Here is a 24,782-nt window from a genome sequence, read left to right as displayed (position 1 = left end):
CACGCCGTTTGTGCCGTATGCGTACGCTTTCCAGCCTTCCTCCCCCTGCTTCCCGCTTTGACGCTCATGGTTTTGACGCTGCGCGTTTCGACGCCCAGCGTCAGGCCGCGCGTCCGGCCCGTCCGTCGTTGCGGCGCGGGCGCGGGTTGGACAGTTGGACCATCCTGCTGATCGGCGCGATCGCGGCGGGTCTGATGGGAATGCTGCTGGGCGGCGCCCTGTCCGTCTGATTTTCGCTTAGGCGGCGTCCAGCAGGGCCTTGATCGGCGCCCAGCTGCGCCGGTGTTCGGGGCAGGGGCCCAGCGTCTGCAGGGCCTTCTGGTGGATGGGGGCGTTATAGCCCTTGTGGCTGGCGAAGCCGTAGCCCGGATAGGTCGCATCCATCTCGATCATCAGCCGATCGCGCGCCGTCTTGGCCAGGATCGACGCCGCCGCGATCGACAGCGACCGGCTGTCCCCCTTGACCACGGGCGTCACCGCGCACGGCAGCTTGAAGCGATAGTTGCCGTCCACCAGGGCGTGAACCGGCGGATGGGCCAGGGCCTCGACCGCCCGACGCATGGCCAGGCCCGTGGCGTGCAGTATGTTCAGCTCGTCGATCTCCTCCACCGAGGCGAAACCGACGCCCCAGGCCAGGGCGCGCGTCTTGATGAGCGGCTCCAGCGCCGCGCGGCGCTTCTCCGTCAACGCCTTGGAGTCGTCGATGCCCGGCGGCAGATCGTCCGGGTTCAGGATCACCGCCGCCGCCGACACCGGCCCGGCCCAGGGACCGCGTCCGGCTTCATCGACTCCGCAGACATGACCGTTCCACGTCGCGCGCGCCTCAAGCTCCAGCATCAGGGTGGGGAAGGGGCGGTCGGTCTTGGCGGTAGCGGTGCGGGCGAGCATCAGGCGTCAGTGCCACGAACCGGGGCATGGGGGAAGGCTGCCGCCTGGTCTACTTGTGTTGCGAGAAGCGGCTGTGCCGAGTTGCTGCTGAGGGTGGGAAGCGGGCGCGCGGTATCCCAAACCTGGTTCTTACTGAACCTCCCACCGCGCAATGGCATAGTACTGGTCGCCCGGCATCGGCTCCTCTCCTTTGGTTACAAGCGTTGCGGTCAAATGAGCTCTGATCGCCCACGCGCCGAACCGCGATCCGGGGGCAGATTCATCGGTCAGCTCGCACGCGGTCGTCACCTTGCCTTCGCCAACATCGCAACGAAGAAGAGCCCAGCCTTTGCCTTTTCCATCGGCAGGGAAGCTTGCATAGACATTATTCGGCAGTCGTTTTCCCAGCTCCCCAGGACACCACAACCGCTTTTCCGTCGTCGCATCCCTGACAGACCGTTGACAGGTTGCTGGCTCCGGCAGATCTGACCCCGGAGCCCAGCCCCCAGTCTGCAGAACCGTAGATATCATCGCCGCAATAATCATGGTCGATCCCCTGCCGTACTTGCTCCTAGTGGATTGGCGGCGAGGTCCGCAATGGGTCGTGAAGCGAAGTTCTTTTAAGGGTGGTTAGCGGCTCCCCCATCCCGTTGGGGCGCCACAGCTCTGTAGAGCTGATTCTCTTGTCCAAAGATGACGCTGATACTGCGGGGGCCGCCTCGTTCGCTGCAGTCGAGCACTACGGCACGCTCACCAACCCACAGCGCTCGACCTTTGCAAGAAGGGATCGAGGGCTGAAGATAGAGCTGGGCGTCGGCGGAATAGCCGCGCGCCTCATATCTCTTCACGGTGTAGGCGACTGTCTGGCCCAAGGTGACGGCGGCGAGAATAGCGGCGGCGATGGCTGCGATGCCGGCGCGCAGGCTCCTTTCTCTATGAAAACGCAGAGCGGGTTGACCGAGCAGACCAACCAGCACGAAACCGCTCGAGGACACCGCAGCCGCTGCGCCTTGGTCGGCTTCGCCTTGGGATAACCCCCAGAGGCCCAGGGCGAAAACAAGGGCGGCGATGATGAGCGCAATCCGGCCAAACCAGCGCAACCGCCCTCTAAAACCTCCGATGACCCAAGCGGTCAGCAGCGCCATTGCCAAGGGAATGGCAAAGAAGAGAAGCGATAGACCCGACATTACGACGTCAGTGACCGTTGCGAGTTGGAGGAAGTTCAGACCCCAACGATCAAATACCGCCTGGTTTGCGGATATTGACACGGCAAACGATGCGGCGGTGACGACGGAGAAAAACTCAGTCAGCCGTTTGGCAAGCTGAAATCCCCCTGAACGAATAACCGGGACGCTGGTCGGCGCTGCGGGCTTCCTGACGTCAGATGCTACTTCCCTGCCTTGCTGCAACTGGTCCGTCATGATTTCCCCGATCAATGAGGAATGGTAGCCGAAACTGCGGCGCTATGAGAAGCGGGATCGACCGGTTCATAAGTGGCGACGGGTCTGACGACACTCGGTTTATTACAACGTCAAGCCATCCCGATGAGCCGCTCGACGAAGTGGTGGCTTTTGCCACGGTGTAGTGGGCCAACGCCGACGGCGCCGCCGACATCATCCGAATGAGAAGTCCGCAACGGGTCGTGAACCGAAGTTCGCTTAAGGGTGGAAAGCTGAGACGGACAATGCTCAGTTTAGGCATGGTCAATGCAACTCTCTCTCGCAGTCGGACGTCACTCAGGGCTGGGTGCGCGCTAGCCATGCTGGCCTTAGTGAGTTGCGCAGACGAGGGCGACCACGGATTGCCCGGCCACTGGTTCCCCACGGAGATCAACGGCCAGGACGTCACCGGGTCTAGCGTGGAGCTTTGGCTCGACAACATCGAGACAACCGATCTCATGCTCACCACTTACGAACTACGCCTTGGCTGCGCAGATGCGGGGCGATGGGATTCGAAACAGGAACTCTTAGTCAGCGACGCCACATACGCGGGCCGGGCGCCGCAGGATCAATGCCAAGCTGCGGACGCGCCCCGTCTGGACGCCTTGCGTCGCATGACCCACGAAGGGGTCACGATTGGGGTGGATGCCGAGACCTACGAGGTCAGCTTTTCGACCGCATCAGGACAATCGGCTCGCTTCACCTACTTTCCTTCCCTGTTGTCGACTAGCTGTCTGTGACCCTACGGCGCGTAGACGTACGCCGCGAAGGTCCGAATGGGTCGTGGGTCTGAAATCAGCCGTTGGCGGCGCCCATTTCACCCACCTCCCCATGCCGGAAGCACGTCGTCTGATGGTCGTTGACCATGCCGACCGCCTGCATGAAGGCATAGGTGATCACCGGGCCGCAGAACTTGAAACCGCGCGCCTTCAGGGCCTTGGCCATGGCGAGGCTTTCGGCGGTCTGGGTCGGGGCCTCGCGGAAATGCTCCCACTCGTTCACCAGCGGCTGGCCGCCGACGAAGGACCACAGCCAGGCTGAGAAATCCTCGCCGCTATCCCTCATGTCCAGCCAGATGCGGGCGCCGTTGATGGCCGCGTCGATCTTGGCGCCGGAGCGGATGATGCGCGGGTCGGCCAGCAGACGCGCGCGGTCCGCCTCGCCGTAGCGGGCGACGATCTCGGGGTCGAAGCCGCCGAAGGCCTCGCGCATCCCCTCGCGCTTTCTCAGGATGGTGATCCAGGCCAGCCCGGCCTGGAAGCCGTCCAGCACCAGCTTCTCCCACAGGGCGCGGGCGTCGTACTCGGGCACGCCCCATTCCCTGTCATGATAGGCGATGTAGAGCGGGTCCGTCGTCCCGCACCAGCCGCAGCGCCCTTCAGCCTTTTCGGATTCGGTCATGGCGCGATGTTGCTGGAATGTTCTGGCGGCGCAAGCGAAAAGGCCCGACGTTTCCGCCGGGCCTTCATGGGGTTGTGCGGGGCGTCCTACAGTCGCTCGACCGTGAAGCCGCGCGCGGTCAGCATGTCGATGACGCTGTCCTGATCCATCAGGTGAGCGGCGCCGACGGCGACGAAGGCCGTGCCTGAATCCTTCATCATCGCCTCGATCTGGCGGGTCCAGTCGCTGTTGCGGTCGATCAGGGCGGCGCGGTGGATGTCTTCATGCACGTCGCGGGTGTTGGCGCGGTTCAGGCGGCCCGTTTCGGCGATGTCGCCTTTCAGCCAGGCGGCCACGGTTTCATCCAGGTTGGCGACGATGCGGTCGGTGTTGCGGACAAAGTGGTTCAGATAGGCGACCTGGACCTCTTCGCTCATGCCTGCGATCAGGCGCACCTGGATGTCGGCGGTCTCGAAGCCGTGCAGCGCCTTGCCTTCGGAGCGGGCGCGATCCATCAGCGTCTTGTCGACGCCCGCTTCAGATCGATAGCCGGCCTCGGTCGGGCCGGACATGGAGATCATGAAGGCCGCCAGCCAGGGGCGGTAGGCGTCCAGGGCGGCCGCGCTGGCGCCGTTCGCCTGGGCGACCTTGTCGAAGGCGGCGAAGTCCTCGGCCGACAGGACCGACGACAGGGGGCGGGACGGATCGACGCCGTGCTGCTGGATCACAGGCATGACTACGGCCTGATCGTCCTGATCGGCGATCTCGACCCAGATGTCCGAGGCGCTGGCGAAGGCGGCGTCCACCTTGTCCGAGCCCCAGGCCGTGCCGGGTCGCAACAGATGGACCGTGCCGAACAGATAGACGGTGGAGTCCGCGTCCTTGACCACCCACAGCGGCGGGCCGGCGCCCTCGGCGCGGGGGATGGGAGCGACGGCGGGGGCGGGCGCAGCCGGTTCGGCGTGAGCGGCGCCGGGCGCGGCGGCTAGGGCGGCGGAGGCGGCCAGCGCCGCCAGAAGGCCGGCGGCGAAGCGCGAGACATGGTTGGCCGATTGGCCCATGCGGCGTGCGAGGGTCATTGCAGTGTCCTTGGATTGTAGGGGGTTTCAGGCGTCGCCGAGCTCAGATGCGGGCGACGGAAGGCTCGTCAGCACAGGGGCTGGGAGCGGGAAGGCGAGGCGTGAAGAGGGATCAGCGGGCGACGATCTGGGCGACGGCGGCCGCCGGGGTTTCGGCGGAGCGGCCGAAGGTCGGCACGGCCTGGACGGCCAGGCTGATCAGCAGGGCGCCGCAGACGCCCATGGCGAAGCCCGAGAAACGGTCGGCGGCGGTCGAGAACAGGTTGAACATGATGACGGTCCTTTGGATTTCGATGTGTCGATTGAGATGAGTAGGGCAGGCGGGGTCAGGCGATGAAGATGGCTTCGATCGGCTGGCCGAAGAGGCGGGCGATGCGGAAGGCCAGCGGCAGGGACGGGTCGTAGCGGCCCTTCTCCAGCGCCTGGACGGTCTGGCGCGAGACGCCGAGGCGTTCGGCCAGATCGGCCTGGGTCCAGTCGCGCTCGGCGCGGAAGACCTTGAGGCGGTTGATGAAGGCGCTGGTCATCGGCGGGCGATCCACCAGCCGCACCAGGCGATCCCGTAACCGACGGCCTGGGCGGCGAAGGCGGCGACGACGCCCAGGGCGATCAGGGCCGCATCGGTGTGCGGCGCGGCGGCGGGCAGCAGGTTCACCCCTGCGAGGGCGGCGATGACGACGGCCGCGCCGCCGACGATGAAGCCCAGATTGCCGCCCCACCACCAGGCCCATTTGTGGGCTTCCTTGGCGGCCTCATCCAGCGCGCGCCACCAGTAGAGGGTGTGCAGGGCCAGAAAGACGGCCAGCCCGGCGGCCAGGACGACGACGCCGATCGACGGCGCGCGGCCCCAGGCTTCGGGCCAGAACGGCGTGGCGGAGGCGGCGCTGACCCCGACCACGGTCAGGGCGCACAGGGCGACGGTCAGGTCATCCAGCTTCCTCTTGTCGGCGGCGACGGCGCCGGCGGCGGTGGTGATTTCGGTGTTCATGACAAGCTCCCCTGTCGTGTTGACAAGTGAGCTTTACCAACGAGGCCGCGTTTACGTCAAGCGACTTTTACATCACGACAAGCATATTTTCCGTCTTGCCGGATTCCGCCTTACAAATCAGGGATCCAGTCGGGCTTCTCGACCCGCACGGGGCGGCCCTCGACGGTCAGATCGCCGTCCATGCGGTCCAGCCGCATCAGGGCGATGGCCCGTCCCTCGGCGCCGGTCATGACTTCGCCGGCCCGCAGTTCGCCCTTCAGCACCTCGGCGCCGCGTTCGGGGGCGGGGCCGTCGAAGGCGATGGCCATCATGCGGTTCTTGATCGTGCCGCGCCGCTTCATGCGCGAGGTCGTCTCCTGGCCGATGAAGCAGCCCTTGTGGAAGTCGATGCCGTTCAGCAGGTCGAAGTCCGCCTCGATCGGATAGGTCTTGTCCATCAGGGCGTCCTGGGTCGGATCGGGCACGCCCAGGGCCAGGCGATGCGCCTGCCAGTCGGCCTCGACCGCGTCGGTCTCGCTCTGATCGCCCCAGCGGCGGCCGCCCAGGCCGGGCAGGCGCGGGTCGGCGACGAAGCCGTCGGGAACATCCGCGCCCCAGGCGACGAAGACCGCGTCGGGGATGGGCATGACCTCGACCTGGGCGCGCAGCTTGTAGAGGCTCAGCCGCTGGACCAGGGCGTCGCGCCGTTCGGCCGCGACGTCCAGGACGACACCGTCCTCCTCGCCCCAGATGAACAGGTCGAACAGCAGCCGTCCCGGCGGCGACAGCAGGGCGCCGAACCGAAGCTCGCCCGGTTGCAACGTCTCCACATCCTGGGTCAGAAGATTGTGCAGGAAGGGGCGGGCGTCGGGGCCGCTGACGCGGATCAGGGCGCGACTGTCGAGACGAGCGATGGACATAAGGCCAAGATAGGCAGGACTGATCGCTTCCTCCAGTGCGTCAGGCTGCGTCGTCGCCGCACTGGACGATACATCCTCTCACGGATTGTTACGCCTCCAGCCTCGCCTTCGCAGGTGCAGCGCGCTAGTGAGGGCCCCCGTAAGGCGGGACTCATATATAACCCGCACACTTCTACATATGCGGGGCTGCGACTCGCAGTCAGACCACGGTTCAGGAACTACGAAATGACCAAGTGGGTGTATGGCTTCGGCGGCGGATCCGCTGACGGCGACGCTTCGATGAAGAACCTTCTCGGCGGCAAGGGCGCGAACCTGGCCGAGATGTCGTCCCTCGGCCTGCCGGTGCCTCCCGGCTTCACCATCACCACCGAGGTCTGCACCTGGTACTACGCCAATGGCGAAACCTATCCGTCCGACCTGACGGATCAGGTCAAGGCGGCGCTGGCCCATGTCGAGGGCGTGGTGGGCAAGACCTTCGGCGACGCCGCCAACCCCCTGCTGGTGTCGGTGCGCTCGGGCGCCCGCGCCTCCATGCCGGGCATGATGGACACCGTCCTGAATCTGGGTCTGAACGACCAGACGGTCGAGGGCCTGGCCAAGTTGTCGGGCGATCGCCGCTTCGCCTTCGATTCCTATCGCCGCTTCATCACCATGTACTCCAACGTGGTGCTGGGCCTGGGCCACGACTATTTTGAAGAGGTGCTGGACGACCACAAGGATCGTCTGGGCGTCTCGGTCGACACCGAACTGACCGCCGAGAACTGGGAGAAGGTGGTCGCGGACTACAAGGCCCTGGTCGAGCGCGAACTGGGCAAGCCCTTCCCGCAGGATCCCCAGGCCCAGCTGTGGGGCGCCGTCGGCGCCGTGTTCGAAAGCTGGATGAACGACCGGGCGAAATTCTATCGCCGCATGCACGACATCCCCGAAAGCTGGGGCACGGCCGTCAACGTCCAGTCGATGGTGTTCGGCAATATGGGCGAGACCTCGGCCACCGGCGTCGCCTTCACCCGCAACCCCTCGACCGGCGAGAACCGCCTCTATGGCGAGTTCCTGATCAACGCCCAGGGCGAGGACGTGGTGGCGGGCATCCGCACGCCGCAGTCCCTGACCAAGGCGGGTCGCGAGGAGATGGGCGAGACGGCGCTGTCGATGGAAGAGGCGATGCCGCAGGTGTTCGCCCAGTTCGTCGACGTGGTGGGGCGGCTGGAAAGCCACTACCGCGACATGCAGGACATCGAGTTCACGGTCGAGCAGGGCCGCCTGTGGATGCTGCAGACCCGCAACGGCAAGCGCACGGCCAAGTCGGCGCTGAAGATCGCCGTCGATCTGGCCTCCGAGGGCGTCATCTCTCAGGACGAGGCCGTCAGCCGCGTCGAACCGGCCGCGCTGGACCAACTGCTGCACCCGACGCTGGACCCCAAGGCGGCGCGCACTGTCGTCGCGGCGGGCCTGCCCGCCTCGCCGGGCGCGGCGACCGGCAAGATCGTCTTCGACGCCGATGAGGCCGAGCGTTTGGGCCAGCAGGGCGACGCCGTCATCCTGGTCCGCGACGAGACCAGCCCCGAAGACATCCACGGCATGCACGCGGCGCGCGGCATCGTCACGGCGCGCGGCGGCATGACCAGCCACGCGGCGGTCGTGGCGCGCGGCATGGGGCGCCCCTGCGTCTCGGGCGCGGGCGAGATCGCCATCAATGAGAAGGCCGGAACCTTCACCGCGCGCGGCCGCACCTTCAAGGCGGGCGAGGTCATCACCATCGACGGCGGCAAGGGCGAGGTGCTGGACGGCGCCGTGGCCATGATCGAGCCGGAGCTGACGGGCGACTTCCAGACCCTGATGGGCTGGGCCGACGGCATTCGCCGCCTGAAGGTCCGCGCCAACGCCGAGACCCCGCTGGACGCCAAGACCGCGCGCGGTTTCGGCGCCGAGGGCATCGGCCTGTCGCGCACCGAGCATATGTTCTTCGACGAGGCCCGCATCGCCGCCGTGCGCGAGATGATCCTGGCCGACGACGAGGCGGGCCGCCGCGTGGCCCTGGCCAAGATCGCCCCGTTCCAGAAGGCCGACTTCGTCGAGTTGTTCACCATCATGAGCGGCCTGCCGGTGACGGTGCGTCTGTTGGACCCGCCGCTGCACGAGTTCATCCCGCACACCGACGCCGACATCGACGCCCTGGCGGCGACGCAGGGGCTGGACGCCGCCAAGCTGAAGCGCCGCGCCCGCGAACTGCATGAGACCAACCCCATGCTGGGCCACCGCGGCTGTCGCCTGGGCGTGGCCTATCCGGAAATCTACGAGATGCAGGTCCGCGCCATCCTGGAGGCGGCGCTGCAGGTGAAGGCGGCCTCGGGCGTCGCCCCGATCCCGGAGATCATGCACCCGCTGGTCGCCCTGGGTCTGGAGATGAAGTATCTGCGCGAACTGACCGACCGCACGGCCAAGGCCGTCTTTGCGGACGCCGGGGACAACGTGGACTACCTGGTCGGCACCATGGTCGAGTTGCCCCGCGCGGCCCTGCGCGCCGCCGATCTGGCCGAGCACGCCGAGTTCTTCAGCTTCGGCACCAACGACCTGACCCAGACGACCTTCGGCATCAGCCGCGACGATTCCGGCCACTTCCTGCAGGCCTATCTGGACAAGGGCATCTTCGAGACTGATCCCTTCGTCCGTCTGGACCAGAACGGCGTGGGCGACCTGATCCGCATCGCCGAGGAGCGGGGCCGTTCGGTCAAGCCCGGCATGAAGATGGGTATCTGCGGCGAACACGGCGGCGACCCGTCGTCGATCGCCTTCTGCGAGACGGTCGGCCTCGACTACGTCTCCTGTTCGCCCTATCGGGTGCCGATCGCCCGGCTGGCGGCGGCGCAGGCCGCGCTGAGCGCACGCTCGGGCGAGGAGCGCGAAAAGGACCGCTGAGGCCCTTTCAATCGACGACAAGAGAAGGGCGATCCGAAAGGGTCGCCTTTTTCATGCCGCGAAATAGTCATCCTTGGCGGAACGCGGTGTGTGCTTCTGTTCGCACAGTCATAGATTGCTTCATCAAGCATAGGGAACGGTGCTGTGCGCTTGAGATTTGTTTCTCCGCAAGGTGGTCAGGCCAGGCCTGCTCATCACAATAAGGAGTGATTGAAGCTCATGCGTAACGTTATTCTCTCCGCCGCCGCCCTTTCTGTATTCGCCCTGCCGGCTGCGGCCCAGGTCGTACAGCCGGGCGGCCCCACCTACTACGGCACGCTCGGCTATTCGCAGCTGGACCATTCGGATGGGAACCTGGGCGCCGTCACCGGCCGTCTGGGCGCCAAGTTCAACCCCTATTTCGGCGTCGAGGGCGAAGGCTCGATCGGGGTGAAGGATGACGACTTCACCATCGCCGGCGCCAAGGGCAAGATCGAGCACGACTATGATCTGGCCGCCTATGCGGTCGGCACCCTGCCGGTCACGCCGAACTTCGAACTGTTCGCACGCGGCGGCTACGGCACCACGCAGATGAAGGCCGAACTGGCCGGCGTCGAGCGCAAGGCCGACGGCGAAAGCTGGAACTACGGCGTCGGCGCCAACTACTACTTCGACGGCCAGAACGGCCTGCGCGGCGACTGGACCCGTCGCGACTTCACCGACGACGGCGGCGAAGTGGATGTCTATTCGGTCAACTACGTCCGTCGTTTCTGATCCGATTCCCGGCGGATCGGTTGGGCGCGCTTCCCGGCGGAGCGCGCCCTTTCTTTTGCGTCATTTAGGTAACGACGTATGTGTCTTTTGCGTAACTAATGTTGTGTTTGGCCGCTTCGCCTATGGAACGAGTGTGATGGCGCAACCATTTAAGCTTCGTTGGATGGGGCATGTGACCACAGAAGTCACATCATCTAAGGAGTATGAAATAATGCGTAACGTTTTTCTCGCCGCAGCCGCTATCTCTGTTCTCGCCGCTCCGGCGTTTGCTCAATCGAACCCTGAACCGCGTGGCTATGGTTCGCTGGGTTACACGCACATGGAAGGCGATGCGGCCCAGACCGGCGCCGTGTCCGGCCGCCTGGGCGTTAACCTGAACCGCTACCTGGCCGTGGAGACCGAGGTCGGCGTAGGGGTCAAGGACAAGGACATCACGGTCGCCGGCGTCGACGGTCAGATCAAGCACGAGTGGGACGCCGCCGGCTATGTCGTGGGCAAGTATCCCGTCAGCGACAAGCTGGAGCTGTTCGCCCGCGGCGGCTACGGCCACACCGAGCTGAAGCAGGAGCTGGCCGGCTCTGAGAGCAAGGTCGGCGGCGACAGCTGGAACTACGGCGTCGGCGCCAACTACTACCTGGACGGCGTCAACGGCGTCCGCGCCGACTGGACCCGCCGCGACTTCCGCGATGATCGCGGCGAGGCTGACGCCTATTCGGTCAGCTACATCCGCCGCTTCTAAGCGCGGATGGTCTGAAATGACGAAGGCCCGCTCCAGTCGGAGCGGGCCTTTTTCGTTGTTCGGCCTTTAAATGGTCAGGCGACGCCCGGCGCCAGGGCCCAGCGCATCGACCCCTCGCCGAAGGGGCGGATGAAGAAGTCGCGATAGCGCTCGAACACCTCGATGATCTTCATCTTGAGGTCTTGAGTCACCGACTCGCCGCGTTGGCGTTTCAGCGCCGCGACGCAGTTGATCACCATATCCTGATGGGCCGAACCGCCCATGCGTTGCAACACCGTGGCCACGTCGTGCGCCAGCGGATCACTGAGTTTTTCAGCCCAAGGCAAAGCCGTCTGAGTCATTCGGGCGCCGTCCCCCCTGCTTCTCGACGCGATACGGTTTGCAAAAATTTCCGAACAGTGCAAGCGCCGCCGGAAATAATGATTCCTGTTCGGCGGGTTTATGGGCGCTTTTGCACAAAAACCGTGCCCGCCGAATAGCCTGCGCCGAAACTGCAGATCAGGCCCGTCTCGCCCGGCGCAAAGCCGTCATTGTGCAGGTGGAAGGCGATGATCGACCCCGCCGAGGAGGTGTTGGCGTAGTCGTCCAGGATGATGACGTTCTCCTCGGGCTCGGGATCGCGGCCCAGCACCTTCTTGCCGATCAGGGTGTTCATGTTGATGTTGGCCTGGTGCAGCCAAAGGCGCTTGAGCCCCTGCGTGTCCAGGTTCAGCTCGGCGGCGTGATCCAGGATCATGGTCGACACCATCGGCACCACCTCCTTGAACACCTTGCGACCCTGCTGGACGAACATCTTGTCCGTGAGGCCGTCGGACGAAACCGGCTCGTTCGCGTCGGTCGGCAGGGCGGCGCGGTTCAGGAAGCCGAAGTTGTTGCGGATGTTGTTCGAGAAGCTGGTCTGAAGCTTCGTGCCCAGAATGTCCCAACCGCCGGGTCCAGCCTGGTCCTCGGCCTCGATGATGACGGCGGTGGCGACGTCGCCGAAGATGAAGTGGCTGTCGCGATCCTTGAAGTTCAGGTGCGCCGAGCAGATTTCCGGGTTCACCATCAGCACGGCCTTGACCGAGCCGGAGGCCACGAAGTCCGCCGCCGTCTTGATGCCGAAGGTGGCCGAGGAGCAGGCCACGTTCATGTCGAAGGCGAAGCCCTCGATCCCCAGCGCCTGCTGCACCTCGATGGCCATCGCGGGGTAGGGGCGCTGCATGTTCGACGCGGCGCAGATGACGGCGCCGATCTCGCTGACCGGCTTGCCCCAGGCCCTGATGGCGTCCTGGGCGGCCTTCACCGCCATCTCGGCCAGGATCGACAGCTCGTCGTCGCCGCGCGCCGCCAGGTGCGGCAACATCCGCTCGGGATCGATGATCCCCGACTTGTCCATGACATAGCGCGCCTTGATACCCGAGGCCTTTTCGATGAAGGCTTCGGACGAGGGCGTCTTGGCCTCGATCTCTCCGGCGGCGATGGCCGCGGCGTTGGCGGCGTTCCAGCCTTCGGCCCAGGCGTTGTAGGCGCCGACCAGTTCCTCGTTCGAGATCGACTGTTCGGGCGTGAACAGGCCGGTGGCGGAGATGACGGCTTTTTGCACTGTGTAGTTCCCTGACGCTCGGCGCGCGGCGCTTGGCTGCATGAGAGAACATGGAGTCCCCGGCGCTCGACAAGTCTTATGTCGGCGCCTCGCGGCGAAGTTCGGGCGCCTCGCGGGCCGGACTCAGTCCGTTGCGATGACGAACGTCCTCAATAGGCCGGGGGAAGGCTGCGGTCGAGACTGGCCTTGATGCCGCGCCACCAGCGATTGATGCGGCCGCGCGGCGGGGCGGGCAGGGGATGGTCGCGCGCGGCGATCAGGGCCTCGACCAGATCCTCGGCCTCGCAGGGCCAGCCGTCCGGCGTGACATAGACCGGATAGCCGATCAGGGCGGCGTGGATCAGGCTCTGCAGACTGGCGCGGCGCGTGCGGCGATCAAACGCCAGCCGGTCGTCGGTCAGGCCCCATCCGGCATAGAAGGGACGGCCATAGACGCTGACCGGCTTGCCCCGCATCAGGGCCTCGAACCCGGTCAGGGAGGTCAGGGTGGCCAGCCGGTCGCAGGCGTTCAGGCAGTCCACGATGTCCAGATCGTCGGCCGAGGCGTCGACCTCCTCCATCGCCGCATGATCCAGCAGGCCGGGCCGGTTGCCCGCCGTCACGTCGGGGTGGTTGCGATAGATCAGGAAGGCGTCGGGATGATCCGCCCGCGCCGCCTTCACCAGCCCGGAGTTGGTGCGCAGATCCGGCCCGCATCCCATCAGGATCGAGCGGTCGTTTTCGACCTGACCCACGACCAGCAGGATCGGCCTGTCTTTCGGCCAGTGGGCAGGGACGCCCGCCCCCTTCAGATTGTATTTCGACAGGCCCGCCTCGACCACGCGGACGCGAAGGGCTTCGACGCGCGCGGCCTGATCCGGCGAGGGCTCGCCCGCCTCGATCAGGCTCTCCAGAAGGCTGGGCCGGGTCGGGTCGTAATAGACGCCCTGATCGTCCAGCGCGACCGACAGGGCGCCGAAGAAGTCGGAGCCCAGGCCGCGCGAGCGGATGAAGCCGTCCTCCATCCGCACGACCGGCCCTTCGAAGGCGTCGGCGGCGGCGCGGATCTGCGGCGTCTCCTTGCCGGCCCACCAGATCAGCTTGCCGTCGGTCGCCCGCGCATGGGCGACGGCGGCGGATGACCGCCAGAAGTAGCGGACGCGGCCCTTGGGGCTGTTCAGCAGACGGCGCACCGGCGGCCGCTTGGCCGGGGCGAAGCCGACGGCGGCCCAGTCGCCCGCCAGCCGGGCGGCCCGGTCGCGCAGGGCGATCAGCCGCTCCAGCGCCTGTTCGGCCTCGCATCGCTGACCGGTGACGGGATCGACGTAGCGGGTGTAGGCGATCAGCGCCGCAGCCGCGACCTGCTCCAGATCGCGTGCTGCGCCGCGCCGTTCAGTGTGCACGGCGTCCGTCGTCAGCCCCCAGCCCGAATAGAAGGGGGCGCCGAAGCAGCGCACCGGCAGGCCGCGCAACAGGGCCTCGAACCCCAGGGCCGAAGTCACGACATAGACCGCATCCACCGTCGCCAGCAGGTCGGCGGGGCGTACATCGGTGTCGATCAGGGTGACGCCCTGAAGCTGATCTGCCGGGATGCAGCCCTGTTTGCGCCCCGCCGCCACCGCCGGGTGACGCTTGACGATCAGTTGGGCGTCCGGCTCGTCGCGCCGCGCGGTCGCCAGCATCTCGGAGAAGCTGGCCTCGGTCGCCAGCCCATAGCCGATGGAGGCGTCGCCGAAGGTCTGGTCCACGATCAGCACCCGGCGGCAGGGCTTCAGCAGGCTTGCGTCCAGCGGCCCGCCCATATTGGTCTTGGATACGCCCGAGGCGACGATGCGGTCGATCAGACCCCGCGCGCGGGCCTTCATGGCGGCGTCGCACCAGTCGGGGGCTGTGTCGATCAGTTGCTCCAGTCGACTGGGCCGGGTGGCGTCGTAATAGACGCCCAGATCATCGACGATCAGGCTGAGGCTGGTCGCCCCGCTCTCGCCGATGCCGACCGAGCGCAGGAAGCCGTCCTCCAGCGCCACATAGGGTTTGCCGTGCTTCGCCGCCCAGCGTCGGCCCGCCTCCGCCGTCGGCTTCATGCCCCAGCCGAGGACGGCCTCGATCGACGATCCGGGCAGGGCGGACAGCTCGTAATCCGGCAGGAAGGCGGACAGGAACGGAACTTTTAGCACCCCCGGCGCACAGACCCAGGCGCGGGTTTTCGACGAGGGCGGAAGCGGTGCGGTCATGGGATGGTGTCTACGGTTTGTAGAGTCAGGGCGCCACCCCCACTACCGCTCATCCCGGCGGACGCCGGGACCCAGTGAGAGCAACGCGCTCCGCATCCAGCCATAAGGGGGCGCTGGATCAAACCTATGCGTTTGAAGCCAAAGCGCTGGGTCCCGGCCTCCGCCGGGATGAGCGGATAGTTAGAGGTCGGCCAGAAGCGTTTCGGCGGCGTGCAGATGCAGCCGCTCCACCATCTCGCCCTCGACGCGGATGACGCCCAGACCGGCGGCCTCGGGTGCGGCGAAGGCGGCGACGACCTTGCGTGCCCATTCGATCTCGTCAGGCGAAGGGCCGAATGCCGTGTTCGCCCCCTCGATCTGCGAGGGGTGGATCAGGCTCTTGCCGTCGAAGCCGTATAGCCGCCCCTGCGCGCATTCGGCGGCGAAACCCGCCTCGTCCCTGATGCGGTTGAACACGCCGTCGATGACGCTCAGGCCGTTGGCGCGGGCGTGGGCCACGACGGCCGCCAGCCACGGCTTCAGCGGTTCGCGGTCAGACGCGGCGCCGGTCTTCAAGTCCTTGGCCAGATCGTTGACGCCCAGCATCAGGCCGCTCAAGGCCCCGTCCGCCCCGGCGATATCGCGCAGGTCCACCAAGGCGCGCGGCGTCTCGATCATGGCCCACAGATCGACGCCGGGGCGCAGCGCCGCCGACAGGGCGTGAACCATGGCCGCGCTCTCGACCTTGGGGGCGACGATCAGGTCGACGGGGGCGTCACGCAGGGCCTTCAGGTCGTCGGCGCCCCACGGCGTGTCCAGACCGTTGATCCGCACGCCGAGGCGCGGACCGAAGCCGCCTTCCTGCGCCGCGGCGACGGCGGTCGCGCGGGCCTCGGCCTTCATTTCACGCGCGACGGCGTCCTCAAGGTCCAGCACCGCCACGTCGCAGGGCAGGGCGCGGGCCTTCTCGACAGCTCGCGCATTCGAGGCGGGCAGGTAGAGGACGCTGCGCGCGCGCATCAGACCTTGCCCGTGACGGGGATCAGGGCGCCCGTCACCGCCCGCGCCTCGGGCGAGGCCAGGAACAGGATGACGGCGGCCAGGTCGACGGGCGCGACCCATTTGGCCGGATCGGCGTCCGGCATGTCGGCGCGGTTGGCCGCCGTGTCGATGATGGAGGGCAGGACGGCGTTGACTGTCACTGCGGTCGACTTCAGCTCTTCGGCCAGGGCCTCGGTCAGGCGGTGGACCCCGGCCTTGGAGGCGGCGTAGGCGCCCATGCCGTGTCCGGCCTTGACCGCGCCGTTGGCGCCGATGTTGACGATGCGGCCTTCGCTTGAGGCCTTCAGATGGGGCAGGGCGGCGCGGCTGGCGTTCAGCGTCGTCTTGACGTTGAGCGCGTGCATCCGGTCCCACTCCTCGCCGTCGCCCTCGACAGGGCTCCAGACGAAGCCGCCGGCGATGTTCAGCAGGACGTCCAGACGGCCGAATCGGGCGACGACGGTCTCGATCGCGGCCTTGGCTTGAGCGGGGTCGGTCAGATCGACGCCGCCGACCTCAAGCACGCCTTCGGGGACGGCGTGGCCGTTGGCGTGGTCGATGACGGCGACGGTCCAGCCGGCGGCCTGCGCGGCCTCGACCACCGCCCGACCCAGAGCGCCGTGCCCGCCGGTGATTGCTGCAACCCGTTCGCCCATCGTCTCGCTCCTGAATGGTTCGGCGCGGACCATAGCGACGCGCGTCGCGGGATCAATCGGCGATCAGGCGTCCCACAGCCGCGCGGCGCCGCGCACGCCCGAGGAATCGCCCCACTTCGCCGGGACGATCCGTCCATCCCAGTGGTCGGAGAAGACATGGCGCGCCACGATCTGCGGCAGGCGGTCGTAGAGCTCGCCCACGTTCGACATGCCGCCGCCCAGTACGACGACCTCCGGGTCGGCCAGATTGACCACCATGGCCAGACCGCGCCCCAGCCGGTCGATATAGCGGTCGAGGGCGGCGACAGCCTGCGCATCGCCTGCGCGGGCGGCGTCGACGATGGCCTGCGCCTTCCAAGTCCGCCCGGTTGTCGCCTGATGGTCGCGCTGGAAGCCCGTGCCGGAAATCCATGTCTCCAGACAGCCGTTCAGGCCGCACCAGCAGGCGGGGCCGGGCGCCTCTTCCGCCGAGGGCCAGGGCAGGGAGATGTGGCCGATCTCGGCGGCGACGGCGTGCGCGCCCTCGACCAGCTGGCCGTCGATGACCAGTCCGCCGCCGCAGCCGGTGCCCAGGATGACGCCGAACAGGCTGGCGGCGCCCGCGCCCGCGCCGTCGGCGACCTCGGACAGGGCCAGGCAGTTGGCGTCGTTGGCCAGCCGCACCGGGCGGTTCAGCGCGGCTTCGAGATCGTCGGCCAGAGGACGGTCGTTCAGATATGTCGAGTTGGCGTTGCGGATCAGCCCGGTGCGCGGCGAGGGCGAGCCGGGAATGGCCAGACCGACCGATTGCGCGGGGCCGACCTCGGCCTCGACCCGCGCGATCAAGTCGGCGACGAGGTTGAGGGCTGAGTCATAGGTTCCGGGGTTCGGTTGCCGGATGCGCGCGGCGAAGGCCCCGGACGCATCCAGCGCCGCCGCCTCGATCTTGGTGCCGCCGAAGTCGATTCCGATCCGCATGGGGCGGGAGGTAGCACGGGCGGGGGCGGGCGTCCTGTGCGGACCCCTCTCATGACCCGATGCGTGTAGGCCGACCTAATTCGACCTAATCCGACCTAATTCGCCGTCATCCTCGGGCTTGACCCGAGGATCCAGCCGTCCGCGCCCTGAGCCTCAACCATGAGAGGCGCGACAGCGGCGCATCTTAGTCAGCTGGCCGCTCGCGCCACACTGGATCCTCGGGTCAAGCCCGAGGATGGCGGCAGGGGGGGCGGTGAGCGAGGCGGCGAAGGGACGAAGAGGTGGGAAGGCGTCCTCACCCCGCGCCGAACACCTTGGTCATCAGCCGTTCCAGCGCCGCCGCGTCCACGGCGTCGAAGGCGGCCGTCTCGGTCGCATCCACGTCCAGCACGGCGATCAACCCGCCCGAGGGGGCCAGCACCGGGACCACGATCTCGCTGGCCGAGCGGCTGTCGCAGGCGATGTGGCCGGGGAAGGCGTGGACGTCCTCGACCACCTGAGTCTCTCGCGTCTTCGCCGCCGCGCCGCAGACGCCGCGTCCGAACGGAATGCGCAGGCAGCCCGGCGTGCCCTGATACGGGCCGACCACCAGTTCATCGCCCTTGTCCGCGTCCACGACGTAGAAGCCGGTCCAGAAGAAGACGGGGAAGGCGTCCGCCAGCATCGACGCCACCGTCGCCATGCGCGCCGTCAGGTTCGGCTCGCCGTCCAGCACGGCCAGGATCTCGGCTTCGACCTCGGCGTAGCGTTCGGCCTTGTCGGCGGGGCGGTCGTCACGGGCGACGTAGGACATCAGGCAAGGCTCAACGCAGTCTAGGGAACGGTATAGTCGCCGCAGTCAGGCAACGGCGCGTCGGGAACATAGGCCTTCGTCGCCGGATCGAAAGTGAAGACGCGGCGCACGCTGCATTCGGCGTCGACGGCCTTGACCAGATCCTTGGGCGTCAATGGCGGCTTGGCGAGCGAGTCCTCATTGCGCGACACCCGGCCGGGGAAGGTGGTCGCGGTGGAGGCGTAGGTCAGGCGTGGCGGGAAGGCGTCGCCCTCGGCCTTCAGCTCGGCGGCGAACTCATATTCGTCATGACAGGCCCCGGCGCGCTGTTTCATGTCCTCTTCGCCGAAGCAGGCGCGGATCATCAGCGACCCGGACAGGGGAACCGTCAGGATCTCCTGCGGCGCCGCGCCCGGCGTGAACCGCACCAGCGTCCGATAGGACGACATGCCCCCGCCCCCCGAATACATGGCCTGCAGCTCCATGTCGGCGCCGAGGATGACGTCGTCGCTTCCGGCGCGGCGCAGGATGGCGCCCGGTCTCCAGAAGCCTTCCGAGTTCTCGCTCTCGATGAGGTGGGAGGCTGCGGGCGCCCGCTCGCCGGGCAGGCCGTCATAGAGGCGCAGCACCTGACGCGCCTGGGTCTCGTCCGTCTCGATCAGGGCGCACCAGCGGCGATCGACGGTGCAAGCGGGGATGGCCTCGCCCTGAGCGGCGGCCGGAATCGGCTCCAGCGTCTCGAAGTCGGGCGTCTGGACGATGGCGGCCAGGATGGCGCTGAGCAGAGGGGGGGGCATGAAACGGAACTCGGCGTCGAATGATCCCGGCGATGGTAAACCAGACCGCCGGTTGATGGCGAGCGATCGCCGATGATCAATCAAAACATGCGCGGCTATGAGTGCTTTTGGGGTTCAGCAGCTGAGCTAGCCGGCTTGATGCGCGATATCCGCAATCTATTCAGTAACTCGCCTAAAACCTTCGTCGTCTCTGACGGCAATTGCGACGTGGACCGTGCCAGTGGTCCGGTCCAATCACCGACGACGTACACAGCCTTTATCGGTCACGCTAGACGATCCGCTGTCGCCGGGCGTGGAGGATCCTATTATTGTCGCCTTTGCAGTTCGACCGGGTACGAGATACACGTCAACAAATGCAAGCGGCAGTAGTGTTACGTTCACGTTGACCGCACCTGCGCGAGTGACCGTATCAATCCCACTTATGAGTCGGCAGACGGCGGTTTTGGGTACAGGAACATCCTTTAGGGGTGTCGATCGGAACCGTAATGGTATTCCAGATCTCCTTGAAGGCAGGGAGATCGTTATCAGTCCCTTGCAAGGCCAGGGCAATTGAAGAAAATTAATATCACAAGTTGGCGGCCTTCAATCGCTTCTGCGTCGTTTTTGGCTGGAGCAATTTTAATTTTATTGAGCGTTATTCTGTGTGTTGTTGTCCGGCATTTTTTCTACGACTATTGGTTTTCTTTTTTCATTCTAGGAAAGCTTGGTTTGCTTTCTAGTTTGTCATATATTTCTATTGTTTTTATGTTTGTTGGCGTCTTTCTTGTTTTTTGTGCAGGCTTTCTTAAATTTGTGCATAGGTAATTCTCAAATTGTATTTGAGAATTTTTGATTTTGATGTGATTTTTCGATTGGTAGGCCCGGAGGGACTCGAACCCCCAACCAGACCGTTATGAGCGGTCGGCTCTAACCATTGAGCTACGGGCCCCCGAAGCACTGCAGCGCGTGCCTAGCAGGCGGGGCGTCGGCTGCAAAGCCGCCTTGGACCTGTCGTGCTTTTCACGCCGATGAACGGAACCTGCACAGGGGGCTTTTGCGTTCGTTCAGCTTGAAACGGTCAAGTTAGGCCGTGGCTGGCGAACACGTCCGCCCAAACAAATTCGACGGAGACCTCGTAATGACCCGCACCGCACGCGCCCTGATGCTGGGCACGGCCCTGATGACCTTGGCGGCGCCGGCCGTCGCGTCTGCCGCTTCTGGCGCCCAATCCCAGCCCGGCGGCGCTTCCCCGATGCAGGTGCACGCTATGGCTCAACAACCCGCCCTGAACCTGTCGGCCTATGGCGAGGTCAAGGTCGCGCCGGATCAGGCGACGATCAACTTCGGCGTGGTGACCGAGGCCCCGACAGCCCAGGAGGCCATGGCACAGAACGCCCAGCAGATGACCCGCGTGGTCGCCGCCCTGCGCCGCGCCGGGATCGCCGAGCGCGACATCCAGACCTCGGGCCTGAACCTGTCGGCGCAATATGACTATCAGCAGAACGAACCGCCCAAGCTGCGCGGCTACCAGGCGTCGAACCGCGTCACGGTGACGATCCAGGATCTGACCAAGGTCGGCACGACCGCCGACGCCGTGGTCGCAGCGGGCGTCAATCAGATCGACGGCATCGGCTTCGGTCTGAAGGATCCGAAGGCGGCCGAGGATCAGGCCCGCGTGTTGGCCGTGCGCGCCCTGCAGGACAAGGCGCGTCTGTACGCCCAGACCCTGGGCGTCGACCTGGGGCCGGTGCGCTCCCTGACCGAGGGCGGCGGCTATGCCCCCGAGGTGCGGCCGCAGGCCATGTACGCCCGCGTCGCCATGGACGCCGGCGGCGCCTCGACCCCGGTCTCGGCCGGCGAGCTGACGGTCCGCATCGACATCAGCGGAACCTACGACATCGGCCGCTGATCGCGACCTTGCGATGAATGAGAAGGGCTCGCCGGCGACGGCGGGCCCTTTTTGATGGGTTTATTACCGTCCGTTCATTTGACGCGTCGGGTGCGGCCTCTATCCTCACGCTTGGCCGCCTCTGGCCGCGATCCTGGACGTCCGCCTTTCCATGAAGCAGTTCTTCCTCACCATGCTGGGCGTTTTCGCCGGGCTTGTGGCCTTTTTCGTCGTTTTGCCTGTGGTGGCGCTGATCTTCTTCGCCATGGCGGCCGGGGCCTCCAAGCCTTCGACGCCCGCGCACACGGTGCTGGAACTGGACCTGCGCAGCGGTCTGACGGATCAGACGCCGGTCAATCCCTTCGCGGCCTTCAGCGGGCCCAGCCTGTCGGTGGTTCAGGTCGTGGACGTGCTGGCTCAGGCGACGGCGGACGACAACGTCAAGGTTCTGTTGGTGCGCGCGCCGGAAGCCGGCATGACGCCCGCCTCGGCCGATGAAGTGCGTCAGGCGATCGCCCGCTTCCGGGCCTCGGGCAAGACGGTGATCGCGCACAGCCAGGGCTTCATGCCTGTGGGCGCCGTCATGTCCAGCTATATGGTCGCCGCCAGCGCTGATCAGCTGTGGTTGCAGAACACGGCGAACTTCCAGGCCGTGGGTCTGGCGGCGGACAGCGTCTTCCTGGGCCGCGCCTTCCAGAAGTATGGCGTCAAGGCCGACTTCGAACAGCGCTATGAGTATAAGAACGCCGTCAACGAATATACGCAGAGCGACTTCACCGCCCCGCACCGCGAAGCCATGCTGGCTTGGATGGGCTCCATCTACGACAGCGCCGTCGCCAGCATCGCCCGCGATCGCAAGACCACGCCTGAGGCCATGAAGGCCATCGTCGAGGCCGGTCCCTATACGGCCGATCAGGCCCTGTCGCTGAAGCTGGTCGACAAGATCGGCCAGGTCGAGGAAGCCGAGGCCGCCGCCAAGACCAAGGCGGGCAAGAACGCCAAGATCGTGAAATTCGGCGACTACGCCTCGCTGAAGGGGACGCGCACGACCTCGGGTTCGGGCTCGGCCAAGTCGGCCATCGCCATCGTCGGCGGCGAGGGCGCCATCATGACCGGCCGCGGATCCAATGACTCGCCCTTCGGCGGCGGAACCAGCATCCGTTCGGACGACACGGCCAAGGCCATCTATGAGGCCATCGAGGACAAGGACGTGAAGGCCATCGTCTTCCGCGTTTCTTCGCCGGGCGGTTCGCCGGAAGCGTCGGAACAGGTTCTGGCCGCCGTGCGCGCGGCCAAGGCGGCGGGCAAGCCGGTGGTGGTGTCGATGGGCGCCTATGCCGCGTCCGGCGGTTACTGGATCAGTTCGGAAGCCGACTGGATCGTGGCCCAGCCCTCGACCCTGACCGGCTCGATCGGCGTGTTCGGCGGCAAGTTCGTGCTGGCCGATGCGCTGGGCCGTTTCGGCGTCGACATGCGCGGCCTGTCGGTCGGCGGCGACTACGCCGACGCCTTCTCGCCGACGCAGGGCTTCGATCAGGGCCAGCGCGCGGCCTTCGCCGCCTCGATGGACCGCATCTACGAAGAGTTCGTCGCCCGCGTTGCCAAGGGTCGCAAGCTGCCGGTCGAGCGCGTGCGCGAGATCGCCAAGGGCCGCGTCTGGACCGGCGCCCAGGCGCACGGCCTGGGACTGGTCGATCAGCTTGGCGGTCTGGAAGAGGCCGTGGCCAAGGCGCGCCAGCTGGCCAAGATCCCGTCGTCCGAGACCGTTCGCTTCAAGCGCTTCCCGCAGCCGCAGACGCCTTGGGAGGCCCTGGCGACCGCCTTCGGCGCCTCGGGCCAGGCGGCTGAGGCCATGGTCAAGGTCGGTCAGGTGATGGGCGATCCCGCCGCCCAGGCCATGCTGAACCGCGTCGAGACCGACCGGATGCGCAGTCGCGGTTCGGTGGTCCTGGCGGATCAGCCGGCCTTCTGAAGTTTCGCCGGGACAACAAATGTGACTGGTGCGTGATGTCGCAGTGCATTGACCGTTCAGGTCGATGGACCGACATTGCGCCTCAGGCGTTCATCAGGACGCTGAGAGAGGCTTTGAGTTCATGATCAACTCCGACCCGATGGGCCAGCTGGGTTTCAATGCGCGCCGTCGGCCCGGTTCCGGCCTGCTGGCGCCCTTCGTCTGGGTCGCGGGCCTGATCGCCACCGCCCTGGCCGTCACGGTCGGCGCGCTTCTGGCCGTCTTCACCGCCGCCGCCGTGGCCATGATCGCCGTGGTGGCGGGCGTGCTGGTCTTCTTCGCCGGTTTCGCTTTGCGCGCCCGTCGCGCCATGACGGCGCGCCGTCGCCGCGACGACGGCGTCATTGACGCCAAGAAGGTGGGCGACACCTGGGTGGCCTACGGCTGGGAAAAGGACGGGCGTTGATCGCCCGCCTCATGAGCCTTCGGCCATGACCGTCTACCCCGACGCGCCGTCCCCGAACTTCGACGCCCGGCGCGGCCCGCCGGACATGCTGGTGCTGCACTATACCGGCATGGAGACGGCTGAGGCGGCGATCGCCCGCTTGCGCGACCCAGAGGCCAAGGTTTCGGCCCACTACGTCGTCGATGAGGACGGCTCCATCCTGCGTCTGGTGCCGGAAGAGCGCCGGGCCTGGCACGCCGGTCGCGGCGCCTGGCAGGGCGAGACCGACGTCAACGCCGCCTCCATCGGCATTGAGATCGTCAATCCGGGCCATGAGTTCGGCTATCGCCTGTTCCCCGAGCCGCAGATCGAGGCGGTGATCGCCCTGACGGCGGATATCCGCACCCGCTGGTCCATCCCCGACGCCCGCATCATCGGCCACTCGGACATGGCGCCTGAGCGCAAGCAGGATCCTGGCGAGCTGTTCCCGTGGAAGCGATTGGCCGAGGCGGGACACGGCCTGTGGTTCGATCCGGCGCCGGAACGCATCGGCGCCCTGGGCGCGCCCCTGTCGCCGGGCGACGAGGGGTTGGGCGTCATCGTCCTGCGCTCGGGCCTGCACCGGCTGGGCTATGGGGTGCAGCCGGGCGGCGCCTATGACGACGAGACCCGCCTGACGGTCGAGGCCTTCCAGCGCCACTGGCGGCCGGATCGGGTGGACGGCGTGGCCGACGGCGAGACGCGGGCGCGTCTGGTCGGCCTGCTGCAACTGGCCTCGGTCGAGAGCGTGACGGGCGTTCTGGATTGACGCGGCGCCCTATCGCGCGCATCTAGCGCTCGCCAGACGGCCGGGCGGTCGCGGCGGGGGCTTGCTCCTGTCGAGGAAAGTCCGGGCTCCACGGTGAAAAGGCGGCGGGTAACGCCCGCCCGGGGCGACCCGAGGGATAGCGCCACAGAAAGCAAACCGCCTGGGCTTCGGCTCAGGGAAGGGTGAAAGGGTGGGGTAAGAGCCCACCGCGTCGGCGGCAACGTCGACGGCATGGCAAGCCCCGCCTGGAGCAAGACCAAATAGGGACATCGCGCGGGGCTCGCCCCGCAGGGTTCACCGCCCCAGATGTCCGGGTAGGTCGCGAGAGCCGTCCAGCAATGGGCGGCCCAGAGGAATGATCGTCGCCGCTTTCGGGCGGAACAGAACCCGGCTTACAGGCCGTCTGGCGTTTTCTTTAAAGGCCCTAACGGCCATCCTTACTCTTTGACGCCGTCATCCTCGGGCTTGACCCGAGGATCCAGCTGTCCGTCTGCGCGTCGGTGGATGGTGGGAGTGCTCGGTTCACTCGATCCTCGGGTCAAGCCCGAGGATGACGGCGTGAAGATAGGCGCAGGTCGCCATTATCGGCTTGGCCGTTAACCATTCCGTTGAAATCAAGGCGTTAGAACCCGTCCACAGGCTGTGAATACT

At 66.5% G+C, this 24,782-nt stretch carries 25 protein-coding genes, 1 tRNA gene and 1 other RNA gene; 10 read left to right on the top strand and 17 right to left on the bottom strand.

What is annotated here, in order from left to right; genetic code table 11:
* Positions 1-17: 17 nt before the first annotated feature.
* Positions 18-230: a hypothetical protein gene (locus EGK63_RS11360; RefSeq protein WP_125901554.1), complete on the top strand. Its 213-nt coding sequence runs from the start codon at positions 18-20 to the stop codon at positions 228-230.
* A gap of 7 nt (positions 231-237) precedes the next feature.
* Here EGK63_RS11360 and EGK63_RS11355 read toward each other — a convergent pair whose 3' ends face one another.
* On the bottom strand, positions 238-888 hold the full coding sequence (locus tag EGK63_RS11355) for a ribonuclease HII (RefSeq protein WP_371412974.1): 651 nt from the start codon (positions 886-888) through the stop codon (positions 238-240).
* Positions 889-1,487: 599 nt separating this feature from the next.
* Positions 1,488-2,288: a hypothetical protein gene (locus EGK63_RS11350; protein WP_243637663.1), complete on the bottom strand. Its 801-nt coding sequence runs from the start codon at positions 2,286-2,288 to the stop codon at positions 1,488-1,490.
* Positions 2,289-2,626: 338 nt separating this feature from the next.
* Between EGK63_RS11350 and EGK63_RS11345 the strand changes: the two genes are divergently transcribed.
* Positions 2,627-3,046, top strand: a complete 420-nt coding sequence (locus EGK63_RS11345; RefSeq protein WP_125901552.1) for a hypothetical protein — start codon at positions 2,627-2,629, stop codon at positions 3,044-3,046.
* 55 nt (positions 3,047-3,101) lie between these two features.
* On the opposite strand, the gene EGK63_RS11340 is transcribed toward EGK63_RS11345, so the two are convergent.
* The 6 genes from EGK63_RS11340 to EGK63_RS11320 form a co-directional block, all read right to left on the bottom strand.
* Positions 3,102-3,707 carry a DNA-3-methyladenine glycosylase I gene (locus tag EGK63_RS11340; protein WP_125901551.1) on the bottom strand — a complete coding sequence of 202 codons (606 nt, stop codon included), beginning with the start codon at positions 3,705-3,707 and terminating at the stop codon, positions 3,102-3,104.
* Between the two features lie 86 nt (positions 3,708-3,793).
* Entirely contained in the window at positions 3,794-4,765 is a 972-nt protein-coding gene (locus tag EGK63_RS11335; RefSeq protein ID WP_125901550.1) for a TraB/GumN family protein, read from the bottom strand.
* A 112-nt stretch (positions 4,766-4,877) separates the two neighbouring features.
* Entirely contained in the window at positions 4,878-5,036 is a 159-nt protein-coding gene (locus EGK63_RS16500; protein WP_157683775.1) for a hypothetical protein, read from the bottom strand.
* 55 nt (positions 5,037-5,091) lie between these two features.
* On the bottom strand, positions 5,092-5,292 hold the full coding sequence (locus EGK63_RS11330) for a helix-turn-helix transcriptional regulator (protein ID WP_046651697.1): 201 nt from the start codon (positions 5,290-5,292) through the stop codon (positions 5,092-5,094).
* Entirely contained in the window at positions 5,289-5,753 is a 465-nt protein-coding gene (locus tag EGK63_RS11325) for a hypothetical protein (protein ID WP_125901549.1), read from the bottom strand. The genes EGK63_RS11330 and EGK63_RS11325 overlap by 4 nt, the downstream gene beginning before the upstream one ends.
* A 110-nt stretch (positions 5,754-5,863) precedes the next feature.
* Positions 5,864-6,652: a folate-binding protein YgfZ gene (locus EGK63_RS11320; RefSeq protein ID WP_125901548.1), complete on the bottom strand. Its 789-nt coding sequence runs from the start codon at positions 6,650-6,652 to the stop codon at positions 5,864-5,866.
* A 225-nt stretch (positions 6,653-6,877) separates the two neighbouring features.
* Here EGK63_RS11320 and ppdK point away from each other — a divergent pair, with 225 nt between their 5' ends.
* From ppdK to EGK63_RS11305, 3 genes are all read left to right on the top strand, one after another.
* A complete protein-coding gene (gene ppdK, locus EGK63_RS11315; protein WP_125901547.1) occupies positions 6,878-9,568 on the top strand; it encodes a pyruvate, phosphate dikinase in 2,691 nt (896 codons plus the stop codon).
* Between the two features lie 219 nt (positions 9,569-9,787).
* Complete coding sequence (locus EGK63_RS11310) at positions 9,788-10,321, top strand: porin family protein (protein ID WP_125901546.1); 534 nt, start codon at positions 9,788-9,790, stop codon at positions 10,319-10,321.
* Between the two features lie 211 nt (positions 10,322-10,532).
* On the top strand, positions 10,533-11,060 hold the full coding sequence (locus EGK63_RS11305; RefSeq protein ID WP_125901545.1) for a porin family protein: 528 nt from the start codon (positions 10,533-10,535) through the stop codon (positions 11,058-11,060).
* A gap of 74 nt (positions 11,061-11,134) precedes the next feature.
* Here the strand turns inward: EGK63_RS11305 and EGK63_RS11300 are convergent, their stop codons facing one another.
* The 9 genes from EGK63_RS11300 to EGK63_RS11260 form a co-directional block, all read right to left on the bottom strand.
* Positions 11,135-11,401, bottom strand: coding sequence for a hypothetical protein (locus tag EGK63_RS11300; protein ID WP_087139307.1), 267 nt, complete (start codon positions 11,399-11,401; stop codon positions 11,135-11,137).
* A gap of 98 nt (positions 11,402-11,499) precedes the next feature.
* Positions 11,500-12,645 carry a beta-ketoacyl-ACP synthase III gene (locus EGK63_RS11295; RefSeq protein WP_125901544.1) on the bottom strand — a complete coding sequence of 382 codons (1,146 nt, stop codon included), beginning with the start codon at positions 12,643-12,645 and terminating at the stop codon, positions 11,500-11,502.
* A gap of 149 nt (positions 12,646-12,794) precedes the next feature.
* On the bottom strand, positions 12,795-14,858 hold the full coding sequence (locus EGK63_RS11290; RefSeq protein WP_243637662.1) for a capsular polysaccharide biosynthesis protein: 2,064 nt from the start codon (positions 14,856-14,858) through the stop codon (positions 12,795-12,797).
* 180 nt (positions 14,859-15,038) lie between these two features.
* Positions 15,039-15,857 (bottom strand): CoA ester lyase, encoded by an 819-nt coding sequence (locus tag EGK63_RS11285; protein ID WP_125901543.1) that lies wholly within the window; start codon positions 15,855-15,857, stop codon positions 15,039-15,041.
* Positions 15,857-16,534 (bottom strand): SDR family NAD(P)-dependent oxidoreductase, encoded by a 678-nt coding sequence (locus EGK63_RS11280; RefSeq protein ID WP_125901542.1) that lies wholly within the window; start codon positions 16,532-16,534, stop codon positions 15,857-15,859. Before EGK63_RS11280 ends, EGK63_RS11285 begins: the two co-directional genes overlap by 1 nt.
* Positions 16,535-16,597: 63 nt before the next feature.
* Complete coding sequence (locus EGK63_RS11275; protein ID WP_125901541.1) at positions 16,598-17,491, bottom strand: ROK family protein; 894 nt, start codon at positions 17,489-17,491, stop codon at positions 16,598-16,600.
* A gap of 295 nt (positions 17,492-17,786) precedes the next feature.
* Complete coding sequence (locus EGK63_RS11270) at positions 17,787-18,284, bottom strand: GAF domain-containing protein (protein ID WP_125901540.1); 498 nt, start codon at positions 18,282-18,284, stop codon at positions 17,787-17,789.
* 20 nt (positions 18,285-18,304) lie between these two features.
* Positions 18,305-19,060 carry a hypothetical protein gene (locus EGK63_RS11265; RefSeq protein ID WP_125901539.1) on the bottom strand — a complete coding sequence of 252 codons (756 nt, stop codon included), beginning with the start codon at positions 19,058-19,060 and terminating at the stop codon, positions 18,305-18,307.
* An 852-nt stretch (positions 19,061-19,912) separates the two neighbouring features.
* Positions 19,913-19,988, bottom strand: a tRNA-Ile gene (locus tag EGK63_RS11260).
* Between the two features lie 189 nt (positions 19,989-20,177).
* On the opposite strand from EGK63_RS11260, the gene EGK63_RS11255 reads away from it, so the two are divergent.
* From EGK63_RS11255 to rnpB, 5 genes are all read left to right on the top strand, one after another.
* Positions 20,178-20,948 (top strand): SIMPL domain-containing protein, encoded by a 771-nt coding sequence (locus EGK63_RS11255; protein ID WP_125901538.1) that lies wholly within the window; start codon positions 20,178-20,180, stop codon positions 20,946-20,948.
* 151 nt (positions 20,949-21,099) lie between these two features.
* On the top strand, positions 21,100-22,899 hold the full coding sequence (gene sppA, locus EGK63_RS11250) for a signal peptide peptidase SppA (protein WP_125901537.1): 1,800 nt from the start codon (positions 21,100-21,102) through the stop codon (positions 22,897-22,899).
* Between the two features lie 121 nt (positions 22,900-23,020).
* Positions 23,021-23,344, top strand: coding sequence for a hypothetical protein (locus EGK63_RS11245; RefSeq protein WP_243637661.1), 324 nt, complete (start codon positions 23,021-23,023; stop codon positions 23,342-23,344).
* Between the two features lie 25 nt (positions 23,345-23,369).
* A complete protein-coding gene (locus tag EGK63_RS11240) occupies positions 23,370-24,131 on the top strand; it encodes an N-acetylmuramoyl-L-alanine amidase (RefSeq protein ID WP_125901535.1) in 762 nt (253 codons plus the stop codon).
* A 32-nt stretch (positions 24,132-24,163) separates the two neighbouring features.
* Positions 24,164-24,542: RNase P RNA component class A (gene rnpB, locus EGK63_RS11235), an RNA gene on the top strand.
* Positions 24,543-24,782 lie beyond the last annotated feature (240 nt).

The sequence above is a fragment of the Brevundimonas sp. 357 genome (assembly GCF_003938605.1).
Classification (GTDB): Bacteria; Pseudomonadota; Alphaproteobacteria; order Caulobacterales; family Caulobacteraceae; genus Brevundimonas.
The sequence above is the reverse complement of the archived record's forward strand: the minus strand, read 5'-3'. Positions and strand labels throughout refer to the sequence as shown.